15 protein-coding genes, 1 pseudogene and 1 riboswitch are annotated in these 18,656 nt (G+C 44.7%); of the genes and pseudogenes, 3 read left to right on the top strand and 13 right to left on the bottom strand.

All coding sequences use genetic code 11. From position 1 onward, the window contains the following. Positions 1–11 precede the first annotated feature (11 nt). The 4 genes and pseudogenes from G5A70_RS00550 to G5A70_RS00535 form a co-directional block, all read right to left on the bottom strand. Complete coding sequence (locus G5A70_RS00550; RefSeq protein ID WP_173747179.1) at positions 12–434, bottom strand: hypothetical protein; 423 nt, start codon at positions 432–434, stop codon at positions 12–14. 207 nt (positions 435–641) lie between these two features. After that, the gene (ppdK, locus tag G5A70_RS00545; protein WP_173747495.1) at positions 642–3,272 is read right to left on the bottom strand and encodes a pyruvate, phosphate dikinase; all 2,631 of its coding nucleotides are present in this window, start codon (positions 3,270–3,272) and stop codon (positions 642–644) included. Positions 3,273–3,567: 295 nt separating this feature from the next. After that, a pseudogene (locus G5A70_RS00540) lies at positions 3,568–4,815 on the bottom strand (6-phosphofructokinase). A gap of 251 nt (positions 4,816–5,066) precedes the next feature. Then, positions 5,067–6,461, bottom strand: a complete 1,395-nt coding sequence (locus G5A70_RS00535) for a glycine--tRNA ligase (RefSeq protein WP_173747178.1) — start codon at positions 6,459–6,461, stop codon at positions 5,067–5,069. Between the two features lie 260 nt (positions 6,462–6,721). Between G5A70_RS00535 and asnB the strand changes: the two genes are divergently transcribed. After that, a complete protein-coding gene (asnB, locus tag G5A70_RS00530) occupies positions 6,722–8,302 on the top strand; it encodes an asparagine synthase B (protein WP_173747177.1) in 1,581 nt (526 codons plus the stop codon). On the opposite strand, the gene purF is transcribed toward asnB, so the two are convergent. The 6 genes from purF to G5A70_RS00500 all read right to left on the bottom strand — a co-directional run bounded on the left by purF (position 8,299) and on the right by G5A70_RS00500 (position 14,510). Next, positions 8,299–9,675: an amidophosphoribosyltransferase gene (purF, locus tag G5A70_RS00525; protein ID WP_173747176.1), complete on the bottom strand. Its 1,377-nt coding sequence runs from the start codon at positions 9,673–9,675 to the stop codon at positions 8,299–8,301. The two genes, asnB and purF, sit on opposite strands and share 4 nt — an antisense overlap. A gap of 115 nt (positions 9,676–9,790) precedes the next feature. Next, complete coding sequence (locus G5A70_RS00520; protein WP_173747175.1) at positions 9,791–10,657, bottom strand: YitT family protein; 867 nt, start codon at positions 10,655–10,657, stop codon at positions 9,791–9,793. A gap of 29 nt (positions 10,658–10,686) precedes the next feature. Continuing rightward, the gene (locus G5A70_RS00515) at positions 10,687–11,673 is read right to left on the bottom strand and encodes a diaminopimelate dehydrogenase (RefSeq protein WP_173747174.1); all 987 of its coding nucleotides are present in this window, start codon (positions 11,671–11,673) and stop codon (positions 10,687–10,689) included. A 135-nt stretch (positions 11,674–11,808) separates the two neighbouring features. Further along, a complete protein-coding gene (locus tag G5A70_RS00510; RefSeq protein WP_173747173.1) occupies positions 11,809–12,993 on the bottom strand; it encodes a phosphoribosylaminoimidazolecarboxamide formyltransferase in 1,185 nt (394 codons plus the stop codon). A gap of 24 nt (positions 12,994–13,017) precedes the next feature. Further along, positions 13,018–13,731, bottom strand: a complete 714-nt coding sequence (locus G5A70_RS00505; protein WP_173747172.1) for an IMP cyclohydrolase — start codon at positions 13,729–13,731, stop codon at positions 13,018–13,020. Positions 13,732–13,849: 118 nt separating this feature from the next. Continuing rightward, positions 13,850–13,928: riboswitch (ZMP/ZTP riboswitch) on the bottom strand. Positions 13,929–13,955: 27 nt separating this feature from the next. Further along, complete coding sequence (locus G5A70_RS00500) at positions 13,956–14,510, bottom strand: hypothetical protein (RefSeq protein ID WP_173747171.1); 555 nt, start codon at positions 14,508–14,510, stop codon at positions 13,956–13,958. Between the two features lie 131 nt (positions 14,511–14,641). On the opposite strand from G5A70_RS00500, the gene G5A70_RS00495 reads away from it, so the two are divergent. Then, positions 14,642–15,097 (top strand): CYTH domain-containing protein, encoded by a 456-nt coding sequence (locus G5A70_RS00495; RefSeq protein ID WP_173747170.1) that lies wholly within the window; start codon positions 14,642–14,644, stop codon positions 15,095–15,097. 94 nt (positions 15,098–15,191) lie between these two features. Here the strand turns inward: G5A70_RS00495 and G5A70_RS00490 are convergent, their stop codons facing one another. Continuing rightward, entirely contained in the window at positions 15,192–16,211 is a 1,020-nt protein-coding gene (locus G5A70_RS00490; protein WP_173747169.1) for an ABC transporter substrate-binding protein, read from the bottom strand. 96 nt (positions 16,212–16,307) lie between these two features. Beyond that, positions 16,308–16,571 carry a toxin PIN gene (locus G5A70_RS00485; protein WP_180211069.1) on the bottom strand — a complete coding sequence of 88 codons (264 nt, stop codon included), beginning with the start codon at positions 16,569–16,571 and terminating at the stop codon, positions 16,308–16,310. Positions 16,572–16,761: 190 nt separating this feature from the next. Here G5A70_RS00485 and proC point away from each other — a divergent pair, with 190 nt between their 5' ends. Further along, positions 16,762–17,556: a pyrroline-5-carboxylate reductase gene (gene proC / locus G5A70_RS00480; protein WP_173747168.1), complete on the top strand. Its 795-nt coding sequence runs from the start codon at positions 16,762–16,764 to the stop codon at positions 17,554–17,556. Positions 17,557–17,624: 68 nt separating this feature from the next. Here proC and G5A70_RS00475 read toward each other — a convergent pair whose 3' ends face one another. Further along, positions 17,625–18,650 (bottom strand): D-alanyl-D-alanine carboxypeptidase family protein, encoded by a 1,026-nt coding sequence (locus G5A70_RS00475; RefSeq protein WP_173747167.1) that lies wholly within the window; start codon positions 18,648–18,650, stop codon positions 17,625–17,627. Between the last annotated feature and the right edge of the window lie 6 nt (positions 18,651–18,656).

Below are 18,656 nucleotides of genomic sequence, written 5' to 3'. Positions count from 1 at the left end.
AACCTTTTATTTTATAAAGTTCCGAAAGCAAGACTTCGTTTTTTTCCGTCTTTTTTTAATAGGATATAATACTCGCGCAGAAAACGCGCAAAAGAAAAGGAATAAAACTGAATGTACGACAAATAGACCCTCTTCAGACATACACCCAAAGAGAATATAAGAAATGCCAAAAGTTCCATGGAAAGTCTGTAAACATGCTTACGCTGCTCAAATTTCTGTGCAGAAAAAACTTCCTTCTGACTCTCCAGACGCATATAGTTCTCGTGAAGAATTTTCTTCTCCACATTATCCGTATACTTTGCTTCTGTCTGCATACCTGATCCGGATTCTTTCACAAAAACCTCCGAACCTTCGGACAGCAAAAAAGAAGGCAGAAAAATGCCAAACATAATCATTAACACAATTGCAACTGTTGATTTTAATCTGTGCTTCATTTTTCTCTCCTTCCTGTTTTTCACAAAGTATATAGAGAGTAACATTAAATGCATGATATGTCAATACATGATTTTCTTCTCTCCACTCTGTTCTATTGAAAAGAAACAGGACTCTGCCTTGTATCGTTCAGGTTTCCGAAAGAATCCTATACCAAGGCAAAGTCCTTTTATGTTACATATTTTTACTTTTTACAATCTGCCAAAGCATTAAGCCCTTTTCGCATTGATAGCTGCCTGAGCTGCTGCCAGCCTTGCGATAGGTACACGGAATGGTGAGCAGGAAACGTAGTCTAAGCCAATCTTATGGCAGAATTCTACAGAACTTGGGTCACCGCCGTGTTCTCCACAGATACCGATGTGTAAGTTTGGATTTACAGGTTTACCTAATTTGATAGCTGTTTCCATTAATTTACCAACACCAATCTGGTCTAATTTAGCGAATGGATCGTTTTCGAAGATTTTTGCATCATAGTAAGCATCTAAGAATTTACCAGCATCATCACGAGAGAATCCGTATGTCATCTGTGTTAAGTCGTTTGTACCGAAGCAGAAGAAGTCAGCGTCTTTAGCGATTTCGTCAGCTGTTAATGCAGCTCTTGGGATTTCAATCATTGTACCAACTTCGTAGTGTAATTCAATACCAGCTGCTGCGATTTCAGCGTCAGCTGTTTCAACAACGAATTTCTTAACGTATGCTAATTCTTTTGTATCTCCAACAAGTGGAATCATGATTTCCGGGCAAACGTTCCAGTCAGCGTGAGCTTTCTGTACGTTGATTGCTGCACGGATAACAGCTTTTGTCTGCATCTTAGCAATTTCTGGGTAAGTAACTGCAAGACGGCATCCGCGATGTCCCATCATTGGGTTGAACTCATGAAGAGAATCGATGATTGCTTTAATCTGTTCAACTGTTTTGCCCTGAGCATCTGCTAATTTCTTGATATCTTCTTCTGTTGTAGGAACGAACTCATGTAATGGCGGATCCAGGAAACGAATTGTAACTGGGTTACCTTCAAGAGCTTCGTATAATTTTTCGAAATCTCCCTGCTGTTCCGGAAGGATTTTCTCAAGAGCAGCTTCTCTTTCTTCTACTGTTTCAGAACAAATCATTTCACGGAATGCGTCAATTCTGTCACCTTCGAAGAACATATGCTCTGTACGGCAAAGACCGATACCTTCTGCACCAAGCTCACGAGCTTTGACAGCATCTGCTGGAGTATCAGCATTTGTACGAACTTTCATTGTTCTGTATTTATCAGCCCATCCCATGATTCTTCCGAATTCACCAGCGATTGTAGCATCTACTGTTGGGATAATTCCATCATAGATAGCACCTGTAGAACCATCCAGAGAAATGCTGTCTCCTTCATGGAATTCTTTTCCGCCTAATGTAAATTTCTTGTTTGCTTCGTCCATTGTGATATCACCACAACCGGATACACAGCATGTTCCCATACCACGAGCAACTACGGCTGCGTGAGATGTCATACCGCCACGAACTGTCAGGATACCCTGAGCGCTCTTCATACCTGTGATATCTTCCGGTGATGTTTCCAGACGAACAAGGATAACTTTTTCTCCTCTTGCAGCCCATTCAACAGCGTCATCTGCTGTGAATACGACTTTACCGCAAGCAGCTCCCGGAGATGCTCCAAGTGCTTTGGACATTGGTGTTGCAGCTTTTAAAGCAGCAGCATCAAACTGTGGGTGAAGCAGTGTATCTAAGTTACGTGGATCGATCATTGCAACTGCTTCTTCTTCTGTTCTCATGCCTTCATCAACAAGGTCACAAGCGATTTTCAGAGCAGCCTGAGCTGTTCTCTTACCGTTACGTGTCTGCAGCATATACAGTTTACCGTGTTCTACAGTAAATTCCATATCCTGCATATCTCTGTAGTGTGTTTCCAGAGTTTTGCAAACTTCTTTGAACTGAGCAAATGCTTCCGGGAATTTCTGTTCCATTTCGGAAATGTGCATTGGAGTACGAACTCCGGCAACAACGTCTTCACCCTGTGCATTTGTCAGGAATTCTCCGAACAGACCATTTTCACCTGTAGCCGGGTCACGAGTAAATGCAACACCTGTACCGCAGTCATCGCCCATGTTACCGAATGCCATCATCTGTACGTTAACAGCTGTACCCCAGGAATATGGGATATCGTTGTCACGACGATATACGTTAGCACGTGGGTTGTCCCAGGAACGGAATACGGCTTTAACAGCTCCCATTAACTGCTCTTTAGCGTCAGCCGGGAAGTCTTCACCGATTTTTTCTTTATATTCAGCTTTGAACTGTCCAGCCAGAGTTTTCAGGTCTTCTGCTGTAAGTTCAACGTCAAGAGTAACACCCTTTTCTTCTTTCATTTTGTCGATAAGCTCTTCAAAGTATTTCTTACCAACTTCCATAACTACGTCAGAGTACATCTGGATAAATCTTCTGTAGCAGTCCCATGCCCAACGAGCATTTCCTGATGCTTCTGCCAGAGTTTCAACAACTTCTTCATTTAAACCAAGGTTCAGGATAGTATCCATCATACCTGGCATAGAAGCTCTTGCTCCGGAACGAACAGATACAAGAAGTGGATTTTCTTTATCTCCGAATTTCTTTCCTGTTACTTCTTCCATTTTAACGATAGCTTCCATGATCTGTTCCATGATTTCATCGTTAATCTTTCTTCCATCTTCATAGTACTGAGTACAAGCATCTGTTGTAATTGTGAATCCCTGTGGTACCGGAAGACCTAATTTTGTCATCTCAGCAAGGTTCGCACCTTTACCACCGAGAGTGTTTCTCATGGATGCGTCACCTTCGGTGAACATATAAACCCATTTTGCCATTTTGAACATTCCTCCTAAAAGTAGATACTAGAAAAATAAATTGTTCAGTCCTTATTTTTCCCGGTGCAGGCTAACTGCGCTCGCACACAATATATTTTATCATAAGAAGTCATATAGTCAAGCAAGATTTGTTAATTTTTTTGCAATTTTTCCTGATTTTCCCTTCTATTTCCGTCAAAATTCCACAATACAAAATTGCATTTCATAATATGAAATAAATGGACATAAAATCAGCCCGGACCCCCATCCGGACTGATTTTCCTTCTATATAAAACCTTCTCACAAAACCTGTATCTTATTTCTTTTTCATCTTCAAAACAAGATGTCGCGGCAGACCATTTACCATAATCGGCTGATAATCTCCCTGAATCAGTGGTTTGATATAATCCACAAAGTCTTTTGTCACATAGTTGGCCTCCCGGTTCATCCATTCTCTCGGAACCAGCTTCTCTTCATTGGCAATTCTATGCACATCATAAATTCCGGTAGCGCTCATATACGGGTCATCAGAAACACGGTCAATCACTATCATCTTTCCGGTGTCCCCTTCGTCTGCTGCTTTCACAGCAGCACCGCCTACCATAAAGGCCTCGTCAATATCCACTCTGGACGCCATATGGGAAGCGCTTCTCTGAAGAGTAGATAATTCCACTGCTCTTGTCTTGCAGCCGCACTCTGCTGCCAGGAAGTTAGCCAGATAGGTAGCGGTTCCCTGAAGCTGCTTGTGTCCGAAAGCGTCTACATAGTCTCCTACGCTGCCAAGTTCGCAGACATAACGTCCGTCCTCCAGCTTAATCCCCTCAGAAACAGCAATGACAATAGACGATTTCTTTTTCAGAAGTTCTTTCACCTTCTTTAGGAATTTGTCTATATCAAAGGAAACTTCCGGAAGATAGATTAAATCCGGTCCATCGCAGTCTTCGGTCTTGGCCAGCGCCGTGGCACCGGTGAGCCAGCCTGCATTTCGTCCCATAATTTCCATAATGGTAATCATGTTCTTTTTATAGGTAAGTCCCTGAGCATCCCGAATGACTTCCTTCGTGGATGCGCCAATGTATTTGGCCGCACTGCCGAATCCCGGCGTGTGGTCTGTAAGCGCTAAATCGTTGTCAATGGTCTTTGGCACTCCCAGAAACTTCTGGCTCTGCCCTGTCAGAATCGCATAATCTGACAGTTTCTTAATGGTATCCATGGAATCATTGCCTCCGATATAAATAAAGGCATCAATTTCCAGTTTGTTTAAAATATCAAAGATTTTTTCATAAATCTCTTTATCCTGATGAATCTCCGGCAGTTTAAAACGGCAGGAGCCCAGAAATGCGGACGGAGTCCTTTTTAAAAGTTCAATGTCAAGTTCGGAGTGAATCTGTGTGGACAAATCTACATACTGCTCATCCAGTAATCCCTAAATGCCGTGAAGCATACCGTATACCTTATCAAATCCACGCTCAATAGCATTCTTATACACACCTGCAAGACTGGAATTAATGACAGCTGTAGGTCCGCCTGATTGTCCTACAATAATATTTCTTTTTTTCGCCATTTCGCCCTCTCCTCCTTTTTTTGAAAACGGAATCTATTGAAGATTATAACAAAAAAAATCCATATATTCAATAGATATATGGATTTTTGCACATTATTTTTATGTTTTTTCAAAGTTTTTTATGTATTTCATACAACTTTTTTTTAGTTTATGCGGCATCATCTGACAAATTATCACCACTGCCCCTCTTTCGTAAAATACCAAAAGGAGGCCATCGCTTTAAGCAATAGCCTCCAAAATTTCAGACTACCTTAAAATGTGAATTTTTCTTCAAAGTAATCTTTCAAGTCTTCAATCTTAATTCTTTCCTGCTCCATGCTGTCTCTGTCACGAACCGTTACTGCTCCGTCCGTCTCAGAGTCAAAATCGTAAGTTACACAGAACGGTGTACCAATTTCGTCCTGACGACGATAGCGTTTTCCAATGTTTCCTCTGTCATCAAATTCACAGTTGTATTTCTTGGAAAGCTGTTCAAATACTTTTAAGGCGCCTTCGTTTAACTTCTTAGACAGCGGCAGTACACCAATTTTCACCGGTGCCAACGCCGGATGGAAGTGAAGTACGGTACGTACATCATTCTTCTCTGCGTCCAGAACCTCTTCATCATAAGCGCTGCACAGAAATGCCAGTACCATACGGTCTGCACCAAGAGACGGCTCAATCACGTATGGAATGTACTTCTGATTTGTTTCATCATCAAAATAGGTCAAATCCTGTCCGGATACATTCTGATGCTGTGTCAAATCATAATCGGTTCTGTCGGCAATGCCCCAGAGCTCGCCCCAGCCAAATGGGAACAGGAACTCTACGTCTGTAGTGGCCTTGCTGTAGAAACTTAATTCTTCCTGGTCATGGTCACGGTAACGGACTTCTTCGTCTTTTAATCCCAGACTGTGCAGCCAGTCTAAGCAGAACTGTTTCCAGTATGCGAACCACTCCAAATCCGTATCCGGTTTACAGAAAAATTCCAGCTCCATCTGTTCAAATTCGCGGGTACGGAATGTAAAGTTACCCGGTGTAATTTCGTTACGGAAGGATTTCCCAATCTGGGCAATACCGAAAGGCAGTTTTTTCCGGGAGGTTCTCTGAACATTCTTGAAGTTTACAAAGATACCCTGTGCAGTTTCCGGTCTCAGATATACGGTGTTTTTCGCATCTTCTGTAACGCCCTGGAAAGTTTTAAACATCAGGTTGAACTGACGGATATCGGTAAAGTTGTGTTTGCCGCAGGTCGGACATGGAATCTGGTGCTCTTCGATAAAGTCTTTCATCTTTTCCTGGCTCCATGCGTCTACGCTTCCTTCGATTTCAATGCCTTTTTCAGCACAGAAGTCTTCGATAATCTTATCTGCACGGAAACGCTCATGGCACTCTTTACAATCCATCAGCGGGTCAGAAAAACCGCCCAGATGACCGGAAGCTACCCATGTCTGAGGATTCATGAGAATCGCACAGTCCACACCAACGTTGTAAGGGCTTTCCATTACAAACTTCTGCCACCATGCTTTCTTAACGTTGTTCTTCAGCTCAACTCCCAGGTTTCCGTAGTCCCATGTATTAGCCAGACCTCCGTAAATTTCAGAACCCGGATATACAAATCCTCTGGATTTTGCAAGTGCAACAATCTTTTCCATTGTCTTTTCCATTGTACAATCTCCTCTATTTCTACAGTTTATAAAATTTATTGCATTTTACTGATAGGGACTATTATACCTGTTAAATCTTATCTTTTCAACCTCTAAAAAGGGAGTTTTTTCACAGAATGAAATTAACAGTTGACAAAACACCCTCCCAAGTATAAAATACAAGCCATATCAGACAAGGGCGTCTTTTATGTGTTTTCGCATAAAAGGCGTCTTTTTGTTATATAAAAACAGGAATATAAAGGATATGGAGGTACTTGATTATGTGTTCAGTTATGGGATATTGTGACAGCGGCCTTCTTCTGGAAGAATTTCAGAAGTATTTTCAGAGAACGGTTTCCAGAGGACCGGATGACAGCCGCATAACAGATACGGGAAAAGGCTTTCTGGGCTTTCACCGACTTGCCATTATGGGGCTTACCCCTTCCGGTATGCAGCCCTTTTCGCTGCATGGAAATCATCTGGTGTGCAATGGAGAAATCTATGGATTCGAGCGGATAAAAAAACAGCTTCTGGGAAAATACAGCTTTGAGAGCGACTCAGACTGCGAAATCCTGCTGCCTCTGTATGAAGAATATGGCACCGACATGTTTGCCATGCTGGACGCAGAGTTTGCCTGTATCCTCTATGACAGCAAAACCCAGGAATACATTGCAGCCAGAGACCCCATAGGCATTCGCCCTCTTTACTATGGACGGGATTCAAAAGGGGTCATGGTTTTCGCCAGTGAACCTAAAAATCTGGTGGGTTTATGTGAACATATCATGCCCTTCCCACCGGGACATTTTTACAAAGACGGCAAATTTGTGTGCTACTGTGACATTGCAAAAGCCGAAAACTACAGTGATGACGATATGGAAACCGTATGCCAAAAGATTCATGACAAGCTCACTGCCGGAATTGAAAAGCGGCTGGTCGCCGATGCCAAGGTCGGTTTTCTCCTGTCCGGCGGTCTGGATTCTTCCCTGGTCTGTGCCGTGGCAGCACAAAAAAGCCAGGTTCCTATCCGCACCTTTGCCATTGGCATGAAGGAAGACGCCATTGATTTGAAATATGCCCGGCAGACAGCCGATTATATTGGCAGTCAGCACACGGAGGTCATCATCTCCAAGAAAGAGGTTCTGGCTTCCCTGGAAGAAGTCATTCAGCTCCTGGGCACTTTCGATATCACCACGATCCGCGCCAGCATTGGTATGTACCTGGTATGCAAAGCCATTCATGAACAGACAGACATCCGGGTTTTGCTTACCGGAGAAATTTCTGACGAATTATTCGGCTACAAATATACCGACTTTGCCCCTTCGCCGGAAGAATTTCAAAAGGAATCACAGAAGCGGATTCGGGAACTGCATATGTATGACGTGCTCCGGGCGGACCGCTGCATTTCCGTAAATTCTCTGGAAGCAAGGGTTCCCTTCGGGGATTTGGACTTTGTACGCTACGTCATGAGCGTAAATCCAAAACTAAAAATGAACACTTACGGAAAAGGAAAATATCTACTGCGCCGCGCCTTTGAAAAAGGCCGGTATCTGCCCCCTGAGATTCTCTGGAGAGAAAAAGCTGCATTTTCAGACGCAGTGGGGCATTCTATGGTAGATTATCTGAAAGAATATGCAGACACTCAATACACCCAGAAAGAGTTTGAAGAGAAGCAAAAGGGCTATGCCCACGCACAGCCCTTTACCAAGGAATCCCTTTTGTACCGGGAAATTTTTGAAAAATATTATCCAGGACAAAGCCGGATGGTGGCAGACTTCTGGATGCCCAACAAAGCCTGGAAAGGCTGTAATGTAGACGACCCTTCCGCCAGAGTCCTGTCCAATTACGGTGCAAGCGGAGCCTAAATCTCTGTGGGATACCGGTTGTCAAAGCAAGCTTTGCAAAGAGGCAGACCTTCTGCCATAGCAGCCAAATCCTCCACTTTCATATATCCCAGGGAATCCGCACCAATCATCCTGCGGATTTCCTCCGTGGAGTGGGATACTGCCAGAAGCTGTTTATTGGAAGGCACGTCTGTTCCATAATAGCAGGGATAGAGAAAGGGAGGAGAGCTAATGCGCACATGCACCTTTCCGGCACCTGCCTGTTTTAAAAGCCGTATCAAATTGGCAATGGTGGTTCCCCGGACAATGGAATCGTCTACCAGAACAAGGTTCTTTCCTTTGACTGCCTGCTCCAGCACGCTGAGTTTCAGACGCACACTGGATTCCCGCTCCTCCTGTGTAGGTTTGATAAAGGTTCTTCCCACATAACTGTTTTTGTAAAAAGCCATTCCAAAGGGAATACCGGAGGCTTTGGCATACCCCTGTGCCGCAGTAATGCCCGAATCCGGCACGCCTGCCACCATGTCTGCCTCTGCGGGATAAACTTTCGCCAGGGCTTCTCCTGCTTTTAACCTGGATTCATAGACCGAAACCCCATCGATTTTGCTGTCCAATCTGGCAAAATAAATGTATTCAAAAACACAGTGCGCCTGCTGCTTCTGACACAATTCCGTGTTGGAAAATACCTGCCCCTCGGAAATTGTCACAATTTCACCAGGACGGACATCACGAACAAACTCTGCACCAATGGCAGAAAGTGCACAGCTTTCCGAAGCAAATATATATGCCTCTCCCCGTTTGCCCAGACAGAGCGGCTTCAATCCCAGAGGGTCTCTTACGCCGATTAATTTCTGAGGACTGGCTATCACCAGGCCATAGGCGCCCTTGATTTTCTCTGCCGTCCGTAAAATTGCTTCTTCCACAGTTCTGGTATTCACTCTTTCTCTGGCAATGTAGTAGGCAATGACTTCTGAGTCCGTAGTGGTCTGGAAAATTGCACCGCTTTTCGCCAATTCTTCTCTCAGTTCCTTTGTATTCACTAAATTTCCGTTATGAGCCAGAGCCAGAGTACCCTTGATATAATGCAGCACTAAAGGCTGGGCATTATTTAACGCAGCCGCCCCTGTGGTAGAATACCGCACATGGCCGACACCCAGGTTTCCTTTCAGTTCTCTTAAATTTTCTTCTTTAAAAACTTCGTTTACAAGCCCCATGCCGCGATGTACATGCATATTTCCCACAGGCCCCTTTGTATCGCAGACGGCAATACCGCAGGATTCCTGTCCTCTGTGCTGCAGGGAAGACAGTCCGTAATAAACGGAATTTGCCACCTGTTCTCCTGCCGGGGCATAAATACCGAATACGCCGCAGGCTTCTTTTATACGTTCTTCCAATGTTTTTTCTCCTTTCCGCAGAAACGCAAAAAGACGCCTTGGATTTTCTCCAAAGCGCCTTTGCTTTACGATTAAGTAGTATACTCGAAATTCTGAATTTGTCAATCCCGTTTTCTCAATAATTTTCTTTCTGATAGAATCTTCCCAAAAGCGTATCTGTCTTCACCACATTTACAAATGCGTGAGGGTCTGCCTCCATCACCTTTTCGGTAAGCACTTTAGCCTCCATAGTTGATACCACGGAATATATCATTTTCCGCTTGGTATTGGAATACATACCCGTTGCTGTAAATTCCGTAGCGCTGTGGTTGGTAACCTCATAAATGGCCTGGTATACAGCTTCCGGTTCGTCCGTGATCACAAACAGCGTGACTTTCTTATACGTCTGATACAGCAGGTGAATCATCTGCGTGGAAGCATACTGAAAAATAATGGAATACAGAGCTTTGTCCCAGCCGAACAAATATCCTGCAACCAAAAGCACCATGGCATTTCCCAGAAGAATATAATTCCACACGTCCTTATTCTTCTTTTCCGCAAAATAAATGGCAATAAAATCCGTTCCTCCTGTAGAAGCGCCGCCGATTAACGCAATACTGATAGCCGCACCGTTAATCAACCCACCAAACACACTGATAAGCAGAATATCCTGGGTAATCGGTACGGAGGGTATTGCATCCGTAAGCACACTGGTAGCTATAATCAGCAAACTGGTGGTTATGGTAAAACGCTTGCCGATTGCCTTAAAGCTGATGATAGCCGGAATGGCATTCAACGCAAGGCTGATAGGGGAAAAAGGAACGGCAATAGCAAAAAAGCGGTCACAGATAGTCTGAAACAGCAGTGTCACTCCGTTAAATCCTCCCGGATACAATCCCCCTGCCCGCACAAAGGTCTTGATGTTCACAGCCATAATCACAGCGCCGATTAGACCAAAGATAATTCTCTTGGCTTCTCTTTTGGGGTCTATGTTTGTATTCACGTTTACACTCTCTTTCTTCTCCACGTTTTTTACAGCATATGTGCACGGAGTTCTTCCGGAGTCTCAAGGCTTAAATAAGCAGGTGCCACGTCAAATACGGTCTTGCAGCCTGTCTGTCCTTCCCGGCTCATGCGGTATGCCGCTCTTGCATATGCAGCAATGACAGAAGAAGTAAATTCTGGGTTGGAATCCAGCTTCAGACTGTATTCCACTACATGCTTATGCTCATCTTCCCACCCTGTGCTGCCTGTACGGATAACAAAACCGCCGTGAGGAAGCCCTGCATGGTTGGCTGCCATTTCTTCCGCGGTAATGAAATGTACGGTTGTATCATACTCGTCAAAATAGTTTGGCATGGTTTTAATTTCGTTTTCAATCCTTGCTTTGTCTGCACCGTCCTCAGCTACTACGAAGACTTCTCTTGTGTGCTTCTGGCGTGTGGTGAGTTCCGGATTTTCTCCGTTTCTTACTGCTTCCAGTGCGCTTTCCACAGGAATGGTATACTGTCTTGCGTCTAAGACTCCTTCAATTCTTCTCACTGCATCGGAATGGCCCTGACTGACACCTTTTCCCCAGAAGGTATAATCCTTACCTCCCGGCAAAATCGCATTGGCGTATAAGCGGTTCAGAGAAAACATACCCGGATCCCATCCCACAGAAATCATGGCTGTCTTATTTCCTTTCTTTGCCGCTTCATCTACAGCTGCAAAGTGTTCCGGAATTCTTGCGTGTGTATCAAAACTGTCTACAACGTTAAAATACTGTGCAAACTCCGGTGTCTGTACCGGCAGGTCTGTAGCGCTTCCGCCGCAGAGAATCAGCACGTCGATTTCATCTTTCATACCCACAGCCTGGTCTACATGATATACCTTTGCTGTCTCTGTAAGAATCTTTACCTCTTCGGGATTTCGTCTGGTAAAGACAGCAACCAGTTCCATATCCGGGTTATGTTTCACTGCGCACTCCACACCACGGCCTAAGTTTCCATATCCTAAAATACCAATTCTAATACTCATGTCACACTCTCCTATCTGTTTGTAGCCTGTATTTTCTCTTTCAGAATATATCAAATATCCTTTCTTTGTCAATGCCTGATTGAAAAAAAGGGCTGCGCAGAAGCGCAGCCACTTTTTTGTTATACCATGGTTGATTTAGTGATGGAACAGGCGAATTCCGGTAAACGCCATAACCATATTGTATTTGTTGCAGGTCTCAATAACCGCATCATCTCTGACTGAGCCTCCCGGCTGTGCAATATAAGCTACACCGCTTTTGTGTGCCCGCTCAATGTTGTCAGAGAATGGAAAGAAGGCGTCAGAGCCAAGGGTCACTTCCTGAAGGGTATCCAGCCATGCTCTCTTTTCCTCTCTGGTAAAGACTTCCGGTTTCTCGGTAAATGTTTTTTCCCACGCACCGTCAGCCAGCACGTCCATGTATTCCTCGCCAATATAAACGTCAATGGCATTGTCTCTCTCTGCACGGGTAATGCTGTCTTTAAACGGAAGGTTCATAACCTTCGGGCACTGTCTTAACCACCAGTTGTCTGCTTTCTGTCCTGCCAGACGGGTACAGTGTACACGGGACTGCTGTCCAGCGCCTACACCGATGGCCTGTCCGTCTTTGACAAAGCATACGGAATTAGACTGTGTATATTTCAGAATTATCAGAGAAATCTTCATATCTCTTTTTGCTTCTTCGGTAAGTTCTTTTTTTTCTGTCACCAAATTGGAAATCAGTGCATCGTCAATAGCCAGTTCCTGACGTCCCTGCTCAAAGGTAACACCAAAGACCTGCTTGTGTTCCAGAGGAGCCGGTACATAGTCCGGGTCAATTTCAATGACATTGTAATTGCCTTTTTTCTTCTGTGCCAGAATTTCCAGGGCTTCTTCTGTGTAGCCCGGCGCAATGACACCATCGGAAACTTCTCTCTTAATGAGCATAGCGGTATCTTTATCGCACACATCAGAAAGGGAAATGAAGTCACCAAAGGAAGACATACGGTCTGCGCCCCTGGCTCTTGCGTAAGCACAGGCAATGGGAGAAAAGTTTTTCCAGTCCATATCGTCTACCCAGTAAATTTTTGCCAGAGTTTCCGTAAGCGGAAGTCCTACCGCTGCGCCTGCAGGGGATACATGCTTAAAAGAAGTTGCCGCCGGAAGACCTGTGGCTTTCTTTAAGTCTCTGACTAACTGCCAGCCGTTAAACGCGTCCAGGAAATTGATATATCCCGGTTTTCCTGACAATACTTTAATAGGAAGTTCTGCACCCTCTTCCATGTAAATTCTGGAAGGTTTCTGATTCGGATTACAGCCGTATTTCAAAGCTAATTCTTTCATAACAAAGTTCTCCTTTCCCGTTTCTTATTTATTTTTATTCACAATTCTGGTTTCATACTTGCCTGTTTCAATATCAATAAAACGCACAAACAGAGAAACTTTGTTGTCCTCATTGAGACTGCTCCATACCTGCTCTGTAAAAGCGTCAATTTCATTTGGAATACTTACCAGCTTCGGTTCGCCTTCAAAACTTGGCAGCGGATTGCCGTCATGCATATAAGTATGAATAAAATGGCCCTCTCCTGCCACCGGATTTTCGTAAGCGAAGGTATAGCGGTTGCAGGCCTCCGGATTTCCATTGTTGCTCTTTAAAATGGACATGGCATAATTGTATTTCCCGCCTTCCACATGCATAATACCGGAAATACGAGGGGTATAGTTTGGTCCGTCCGGCTCAAACTCCCTACACCTCAAGGACTGCTCAAAAGTCATCTGTTTGTCCATGCCTTCATAAATTGTATCGGTCTGGTCTCCGTTTGTCACAATGGTTTTGTTTCCCAATACACGCACAGGCGCGTAGATAATCAGACTTGGATCCACTAATTTGGAAGGGTCAAAGGCCTGTGTGCGGATGCCTTCTCCTTCTTCTACAAATACGCGGTTTCTGCTGTTTTCACTTCTTCCCATAATGAAGTAAGCGGCAACGGCTTTTTTTCCGTCCTCTGATTTTCCCAGCACAATTCCTCTGCCCGGATACGCATTGTCTCTCAATTCTTTTTCCAGTGATAACATTTCCATGAACATTTCTCCTTTTCCTGCTGTTCTATGATAAGATGAAATCCTGCCCGGAAGACTTTTTCCTTTCCACAGCGTCTTCTGACCTTCCCGTGAAATAAGAAAAAGCCCACTTTCCGAGCATATGTGCCCAGACGGTCGGCTTCTGCGGCTTATACTCCCCGTGGTCATTTCCACTTCCGTCAGTCATATAAGCACTTAAAACATACCATTTTGCAAAAGGGTTGTCAATCCCCTTTTCTGTCCTTTTCCCTTCTTGTTTTTAATTTTTTCCCAAGTATCAGCCGGGGCAGTCCCCCGTAAAGCTCTGCTTCTGCCAGGATTTCATAACCTGCTCCCTGCATATTCTTCAGGCTAAAGCGGTTATCCGGGTGCACGGTACAAAGACAATACCACTGACTTAAGTCCCCGCGCTTTTTCAATGCTTCTTCTGCCGCCTCAAGCATCTTCCTCTGCAGTCCGTTTCCACAGAAAACTTTCTTTACAGCCGCCGTATCCATGTATACCAGATGTTCCCGCTCTTGTTCAGAAAGGGCTGTATACTCTGCCATGTATTCTTCCTTTTCCTCAGGAAAGAGCACGGCAAAAAAGCCTGCCGCTTCCCGACTTTCCCGCTCTCTGGCCAGAATGACAAAACTGTTTCCCAGAAGCGCGTCTAACAGACAGGCTCTGTCTCCCGCTGCAAACCATTCCTTTTTCTGTACGTTTCGGGCAGCGTCTTCCATAATTTCCACCAGTTCCTCTATCTGCTCTGCCCCTGCCATTTCCATGACAAATTCCATTTTTCCGCCTTCCTCCTTGCTTTTTTCATCTGAAAATTATATGATACTTTTAGCTTTTCATCAAGAGAAGCCTGACTGTTTTTTCATTCAGGATTTACCGCACCGCAGCTATGCGGAGAAAAGGAGTTTTTATGGAAATCGAACGCAAATATCTGATTCATCAACTTCCCAAAGAACTGGAAACCTTTCCCTCCAGAAAAATCCAGCAAGCCTATCTCTGTGTCAATCCGGTTGTCCGTATTCGCAGACAGAACGACGATTATTATCTGACCTACAAAGGAAAAGGCATGATGGTACGGGAGGAATACAATCTCCCCCTGACCAAGGAAGCCTACCAGCATTTAAAAGAAAAGGCGGATGGCCTTGTGCTCTCCAAAACCAGGTATCTGCTTCCCCTTCCCAATGACCTGACCATTGAACTGGACGTTTTTGACGCTCCCTATGAAGGTCTTTGGCTGGCAGAGGTAGAATTTCCCACAGAAGACGAGGCAAATGCCTTTGTTCCCCCTGCCTGGTTCGGGGAAGATGTGACTTTCTCCTCTGCCTATCACAACAGCACCTTATCTTCAGGCAAAAAAAGGGGTTGACTTCAGCGGCTATCTGCTCCAGGCCGTATCCACGGAATGCGATCCGAATACAGTCTGGGCAGATAACTCACCAAACCACGTTTCACCAACGGCTTTACTTTGCCGCTTTCTCGGCGTATTCTGTCAGTACCAGTTCTTCATACGGCGCCGGCTGCTCCAGTTCCCCTGCGCTTTCCAGAATATCTTCCAGAAGTTCAAAACTCTCCTGTTCAAAAATAAGATTTTCTTTCCAGGTATCCTGTTCCTGATAACGCTTCACAATAGCCGTAATGGTTTCCAAATCGTTTTCTTCAAACTGAGGTTCAATCATAGCAGCAATTTCTTCCGGGGTATGAGAATTCACATAATCCATCCCCTTTTGCAGCGCCCGGACAAATCCCTGAATCAGCTCTGGATTCTCTTCAATATAACTCTCTTTTGCGCTGTAAGCCGTATAGGGCACATAACCGGATTCCACACCGCAGGACGCTACCACATAACCGGCTCCTTCCTGTTCCAACATGGTGGCCGAAGGTTCAAACTCCACGCTGAATTCCCCCTGTCCACCGGAAAAAGCCGCTGCCGTAGAGCCAAAGTCTATACTCCGGTCAATGTTCATATCTTTTTCGGGGTCCATACCTTTTTCTTTCAAAATATATTCAAAAACCATTTCCGGCATACCGCTTTTGCGTCCTCCCAGAATATCTTTTCCCTTTAAGTCCGTCCATTGAAAATCCGGCATTTCTTCTCTTGCCACAAGAAAATTTCCGGCTCTCTGGGTAAGCTGGGCAAAATTCATCACCTTGTCATTCGCCCCCTGCTGATACGCATAAATCGTTGCTTCAGAACCCATAAAACCAATATCAGCCTCTCCTGACAACAGTGCAGACATGACTTTATCAGCGCCGAAACCGGTTACCAGTTCCAGTTTAATGCCCTCTTCCACAAAATATCCCTCTTCGATGGCCACATACTGAGGCGCATAGAACACAGAATGAGCCACCTCATTTAATGTCACCTTTGTCAATTCTTCCTTTGTATCCTCTTTCCCGTTCTCCTTGTTTGTTCCGCAGCCTGTAAGTCCCATGCTCAGGCACAAAAGGGCTGCAAAAAGCATGCTTACTTTCTTTTTCATAATCTCTCCCCCAAAATTCAAAAATCCCGCAAAACCTGCCGTAGATTCTGCGGGTATACTATACTCTATGATACGGGGAAAGATTGGATACAAAGACTACAGTTTCGGCACCTTTTTTTCCTTTTCTTTCAAATATCTTTTTACGCCCTCCACATCCGTATAGGCAAAGTGACGCAGTTCATTTTCCGCAAGCTGTCCCAGTTCTTCCAGATCAGAACTTCCGGTAAAGGGACAGATTGGTTTCAAATCTTCTTCTGTCAATCCTAATTCCTCCATCTGTTCTTTGGTAATATACTGGCTCACCTCAATTTTGTTGCAGGCTTTGCAGTGGTACACCGTAAAAATCTCTCTGCTTATCATGTTTTCTTACTCCTTTTTTCTCACTTTTGGTTCTTTGTCTTATTTTAGTATATTTCCTTCTTTTTGTACAGACCGGAACCTTCAGAAAACAGGCTCTATTTTTTTCCGGGAAATCTCTTCTCCGGCAAAAAAAACTGTGCTAAAATAGAACAAATCCTGTATATTTTATCTCAGAAAGGAAGGGTTCTTTATGACATTAGGTTTTATCGGATGCGGTAATATGGCCTCCGCCATTATTTCCGGCATTCTGGAAAAAGAAATTGTAAAAAAAGAGGAAATTTTCGCCTCCACAAAATCCGAAGTTTCCGCCCAAAAAATCACGGACGCTCTGGGTATCTCCTGCTCCACGGATAATCTCGCAGTGGCAAAAAAAGCCGATTATCTCTTTCTCTGTATCAAACCCCAGTTCTGTGGGGATGTAGCGGAAGAAATCCGGGACTGCCTGCCTGACGGACAGGTTCTGATTTCCATTATCGCCGGAAAAAATCTGGACTGGCTGCAGGAAAAATTCGGAACAGACAAAAAAATCATCCGCACCATGCCCAACACCCCTGCTCTGGTGGGAGAAGGCATTACCGGCGTCTGCCCAAACCAGTTTGTATCCCCGGATGAAATCCGTCAGGTGCTGACCCTGCTGCGCTCTTTCGGACGTGCTGACGTAGTGACAGAACCGATTCTGGATGTTGTGGGGGCTGTCAGCGGAAGTTCTCCCGCTTTTGTCTTTCTGTTTATTGAAGCCCTTGCAGACGGGGCTGTAGCGGAAGGAATGCCCAGAAAACAGGCTTATGAATTTGCCTCTCAGGCTGTTCTTGGAAGTGCAAAAATGGTGTTGGAAACAGGAATCCATCCCGGCGCTTTGAAAGATATGGTATGCTCACCTGCCGGAACCACCATTGAAGGCGTAAACGTGCTGGAAAAGGAAGGCATGCGCAGTGCAGTCATGGACGCTGTACGGGCTTGTATTGCAAAGACAAAAAAGCTGTAAGACTGCAAAAAGGGGCTGCGCACTATAATTCGTGCGTCAGCCCTAAAATCAGATTGTGAACCAAGTCGCTATTCGCCAACAATTGCTGCCCCAATCTGGCTGTATATATTCTCTGCGTCCAGAATATGAAAGGGCTCTGTATCATGATTTCCCTCTGCACCGGCAGTCACCAGAATGTATTCCTGCCCTTCCACTTCAGCCAGACTGGCCAGGCACAGTCCTGCTGCAGAAGTAAATCCCGTTTTTCCACCTAAAATTTCGCCGTCTGTCACTTCCAGGCTGTCTTTTTTCTCATACATGGTACTTTCAAAGGTAATCCCTTCCGGGTACTCCTGGGTTGGAGCTGTGGTATAGGAACGAGTGGTAAAGACCTGATAAAAAGTCTCGTTCTTTAAAGCGTATTCCAGTAAAACCAGAATGTCCTGTACCGTAGAATAGTGATTCTCATCATGGAGACCTGAGGCATTGACAAAGTTCGTATTTGTCATTCCCAGCTCTTTTGCCTTCGCATTCATTTTTTGTACAAATCCCGCCTCATCCCCGGCTATTTCACAGGCCAGAGCCATACAGCAGTCTGCGCCGGAGGGCAGCATTAACCCATACAGAAGGTCTCTTACCGAAACCGACTCTCCCGGCTTGAAGCCAGCCATAGAAGCCCCTCTTTCGTACAGGGCCAGTACCTCATCTACGGGAATCACAATACTTTTATCCAAATCCTCGAATTCTTCAATGGCTACCAACGCTGTCATAATTTTCGTCATAGAAGCCGGATAAATCCTCTCCTCCGGGCTTTTAGACGCCAGCACCTTCTGATTCTTCAAGTCTTTTACAATAGCCGCCTTACTGTAAATATTCATATCAATTTTTACATTCAGACGCTCTTCCAGTTTTCTCTTTTCCTCTGCTTTTCGTTCTTCCTCTTCCTGCTTTTTCTGCGCTTCTTCCCTTTCTATCCGCAGCTTTTCCTCCTGCCTCTGGTCATATTCCCGCTTTAGGGAAATGCCTCCGAATATGGCTGCAAAACCTGCCAGTGAGCAGGTACACACTATGGCCAATTTTCTTCTTAACTGCTTCTTTCGCTGTTCCTTCCTCATAATTCT

Source organism: Blautia hansenii, assembly GCF_013304445.1.
In the GTDB taxonomy this organism is placed as follows: Bacteria; Bacillota; Clostridia; order Lachnospirales; family Lachnospiraceae; genus Blautia.
Note: the sequence above shows the minus strand (reverse complement) of the source record. Positions and strands in the feature narration are given on the sequence as shown.

Excerpts from the sequence above, each read along its gene's own strand:
- G5A70_RS00550 (WP_173747179.1), bottom strand. The coding sequence starts at position 434 with ATGAAGCACAGATTAAAATCAACAGTTGCAATTGTGTTAATGATTATG.
- ppdK (WP_173747495.1), bottom strand. The coding sequence starts at position 3,272 with ATGGCAAAATGGGTTTATATGTTCACCGAAGGTGACGCATCCATGAGA.
- G5A70_RS00535 (WP_173747178.1), bottom strand. The coding sequence starts at position 6,461 with ATGGAAAAGACAATGGAAAAGATTGTTGCACTTGCAAAATCCAGAGGA.
- asnB (WP_173747177.1), top strand. The coding sequence starts at position 6,722 with ATGTGTTCAGTTATGGGATATTGTGACAGCGGCCTTCTTCTGGAAGAA.
- G5A70_RS00515 (WP_173747174.1), bottom strand. The coding sequence starts at position 11,673 with ATGAGTATTAGAATTGGTATTTTAGGATATGGAAACTTAGGCCGTGGT.
- G5A70_RS00510 (WP_173747173.1), bottom strand. The coding sequence starts at position 12,993 with ATGAAAGAATTAGCTTTGAAATACGGCTGTAATCCGAATCAGAAACCT.
- G5A70_RS00505 (WP_173747172.1), bottom strand. The coding sequence starts at position 13,731 with ATGGAAATGTTATCACTGGAAAAAGAATTGAGAGACAATGCGTATCCG.
- G5A70_RS00500 (WP_173747171.1), bottom strand. The coding sequence starts at position 14,510 with ATGGAATTTGTCATGGAAATGGCAGGGGCAGAGCAGATAGAGGAACTG.
- G5A70_RS00495 (WP_173747170.1), top strand. The coding sequence starts at position 14,642 with ATGGAAATCGAACGCAAATATCTGATTCATCAACTTCCCAAAGAACTG.
- G5A70_RS00490 (WP_173747169.1), bottom strand. The coding sequence starts at position 16,211 with ATGAAAAAGAAAGTAAGCATGCTTTTTGCAGCCCTTTTGTGCCTGAGC.
- G5A70_RS00485 (WP_180211069.1), bottom strand. The coding sequence starts at position 16,571 with ATGATAAGCAGAGAGATTTTTACGGTGTACCACTGCAAAGCCTGCAAC.
- proC (WP_173747168.1), top strand. The coding sequence starts at position 16,762 with ATGACATTAGGTTTTATCGGATGCGGTAATATGGCCTCCGCCATTATT.
- G5A70_RS00475 (WP_173747167.1), bottom strand. The coding sequence starts at position 18,650 with ATGAGGAAGGAACAGCGAAAGAAGCAGTTAAGAAGAAAATTGGCCATA.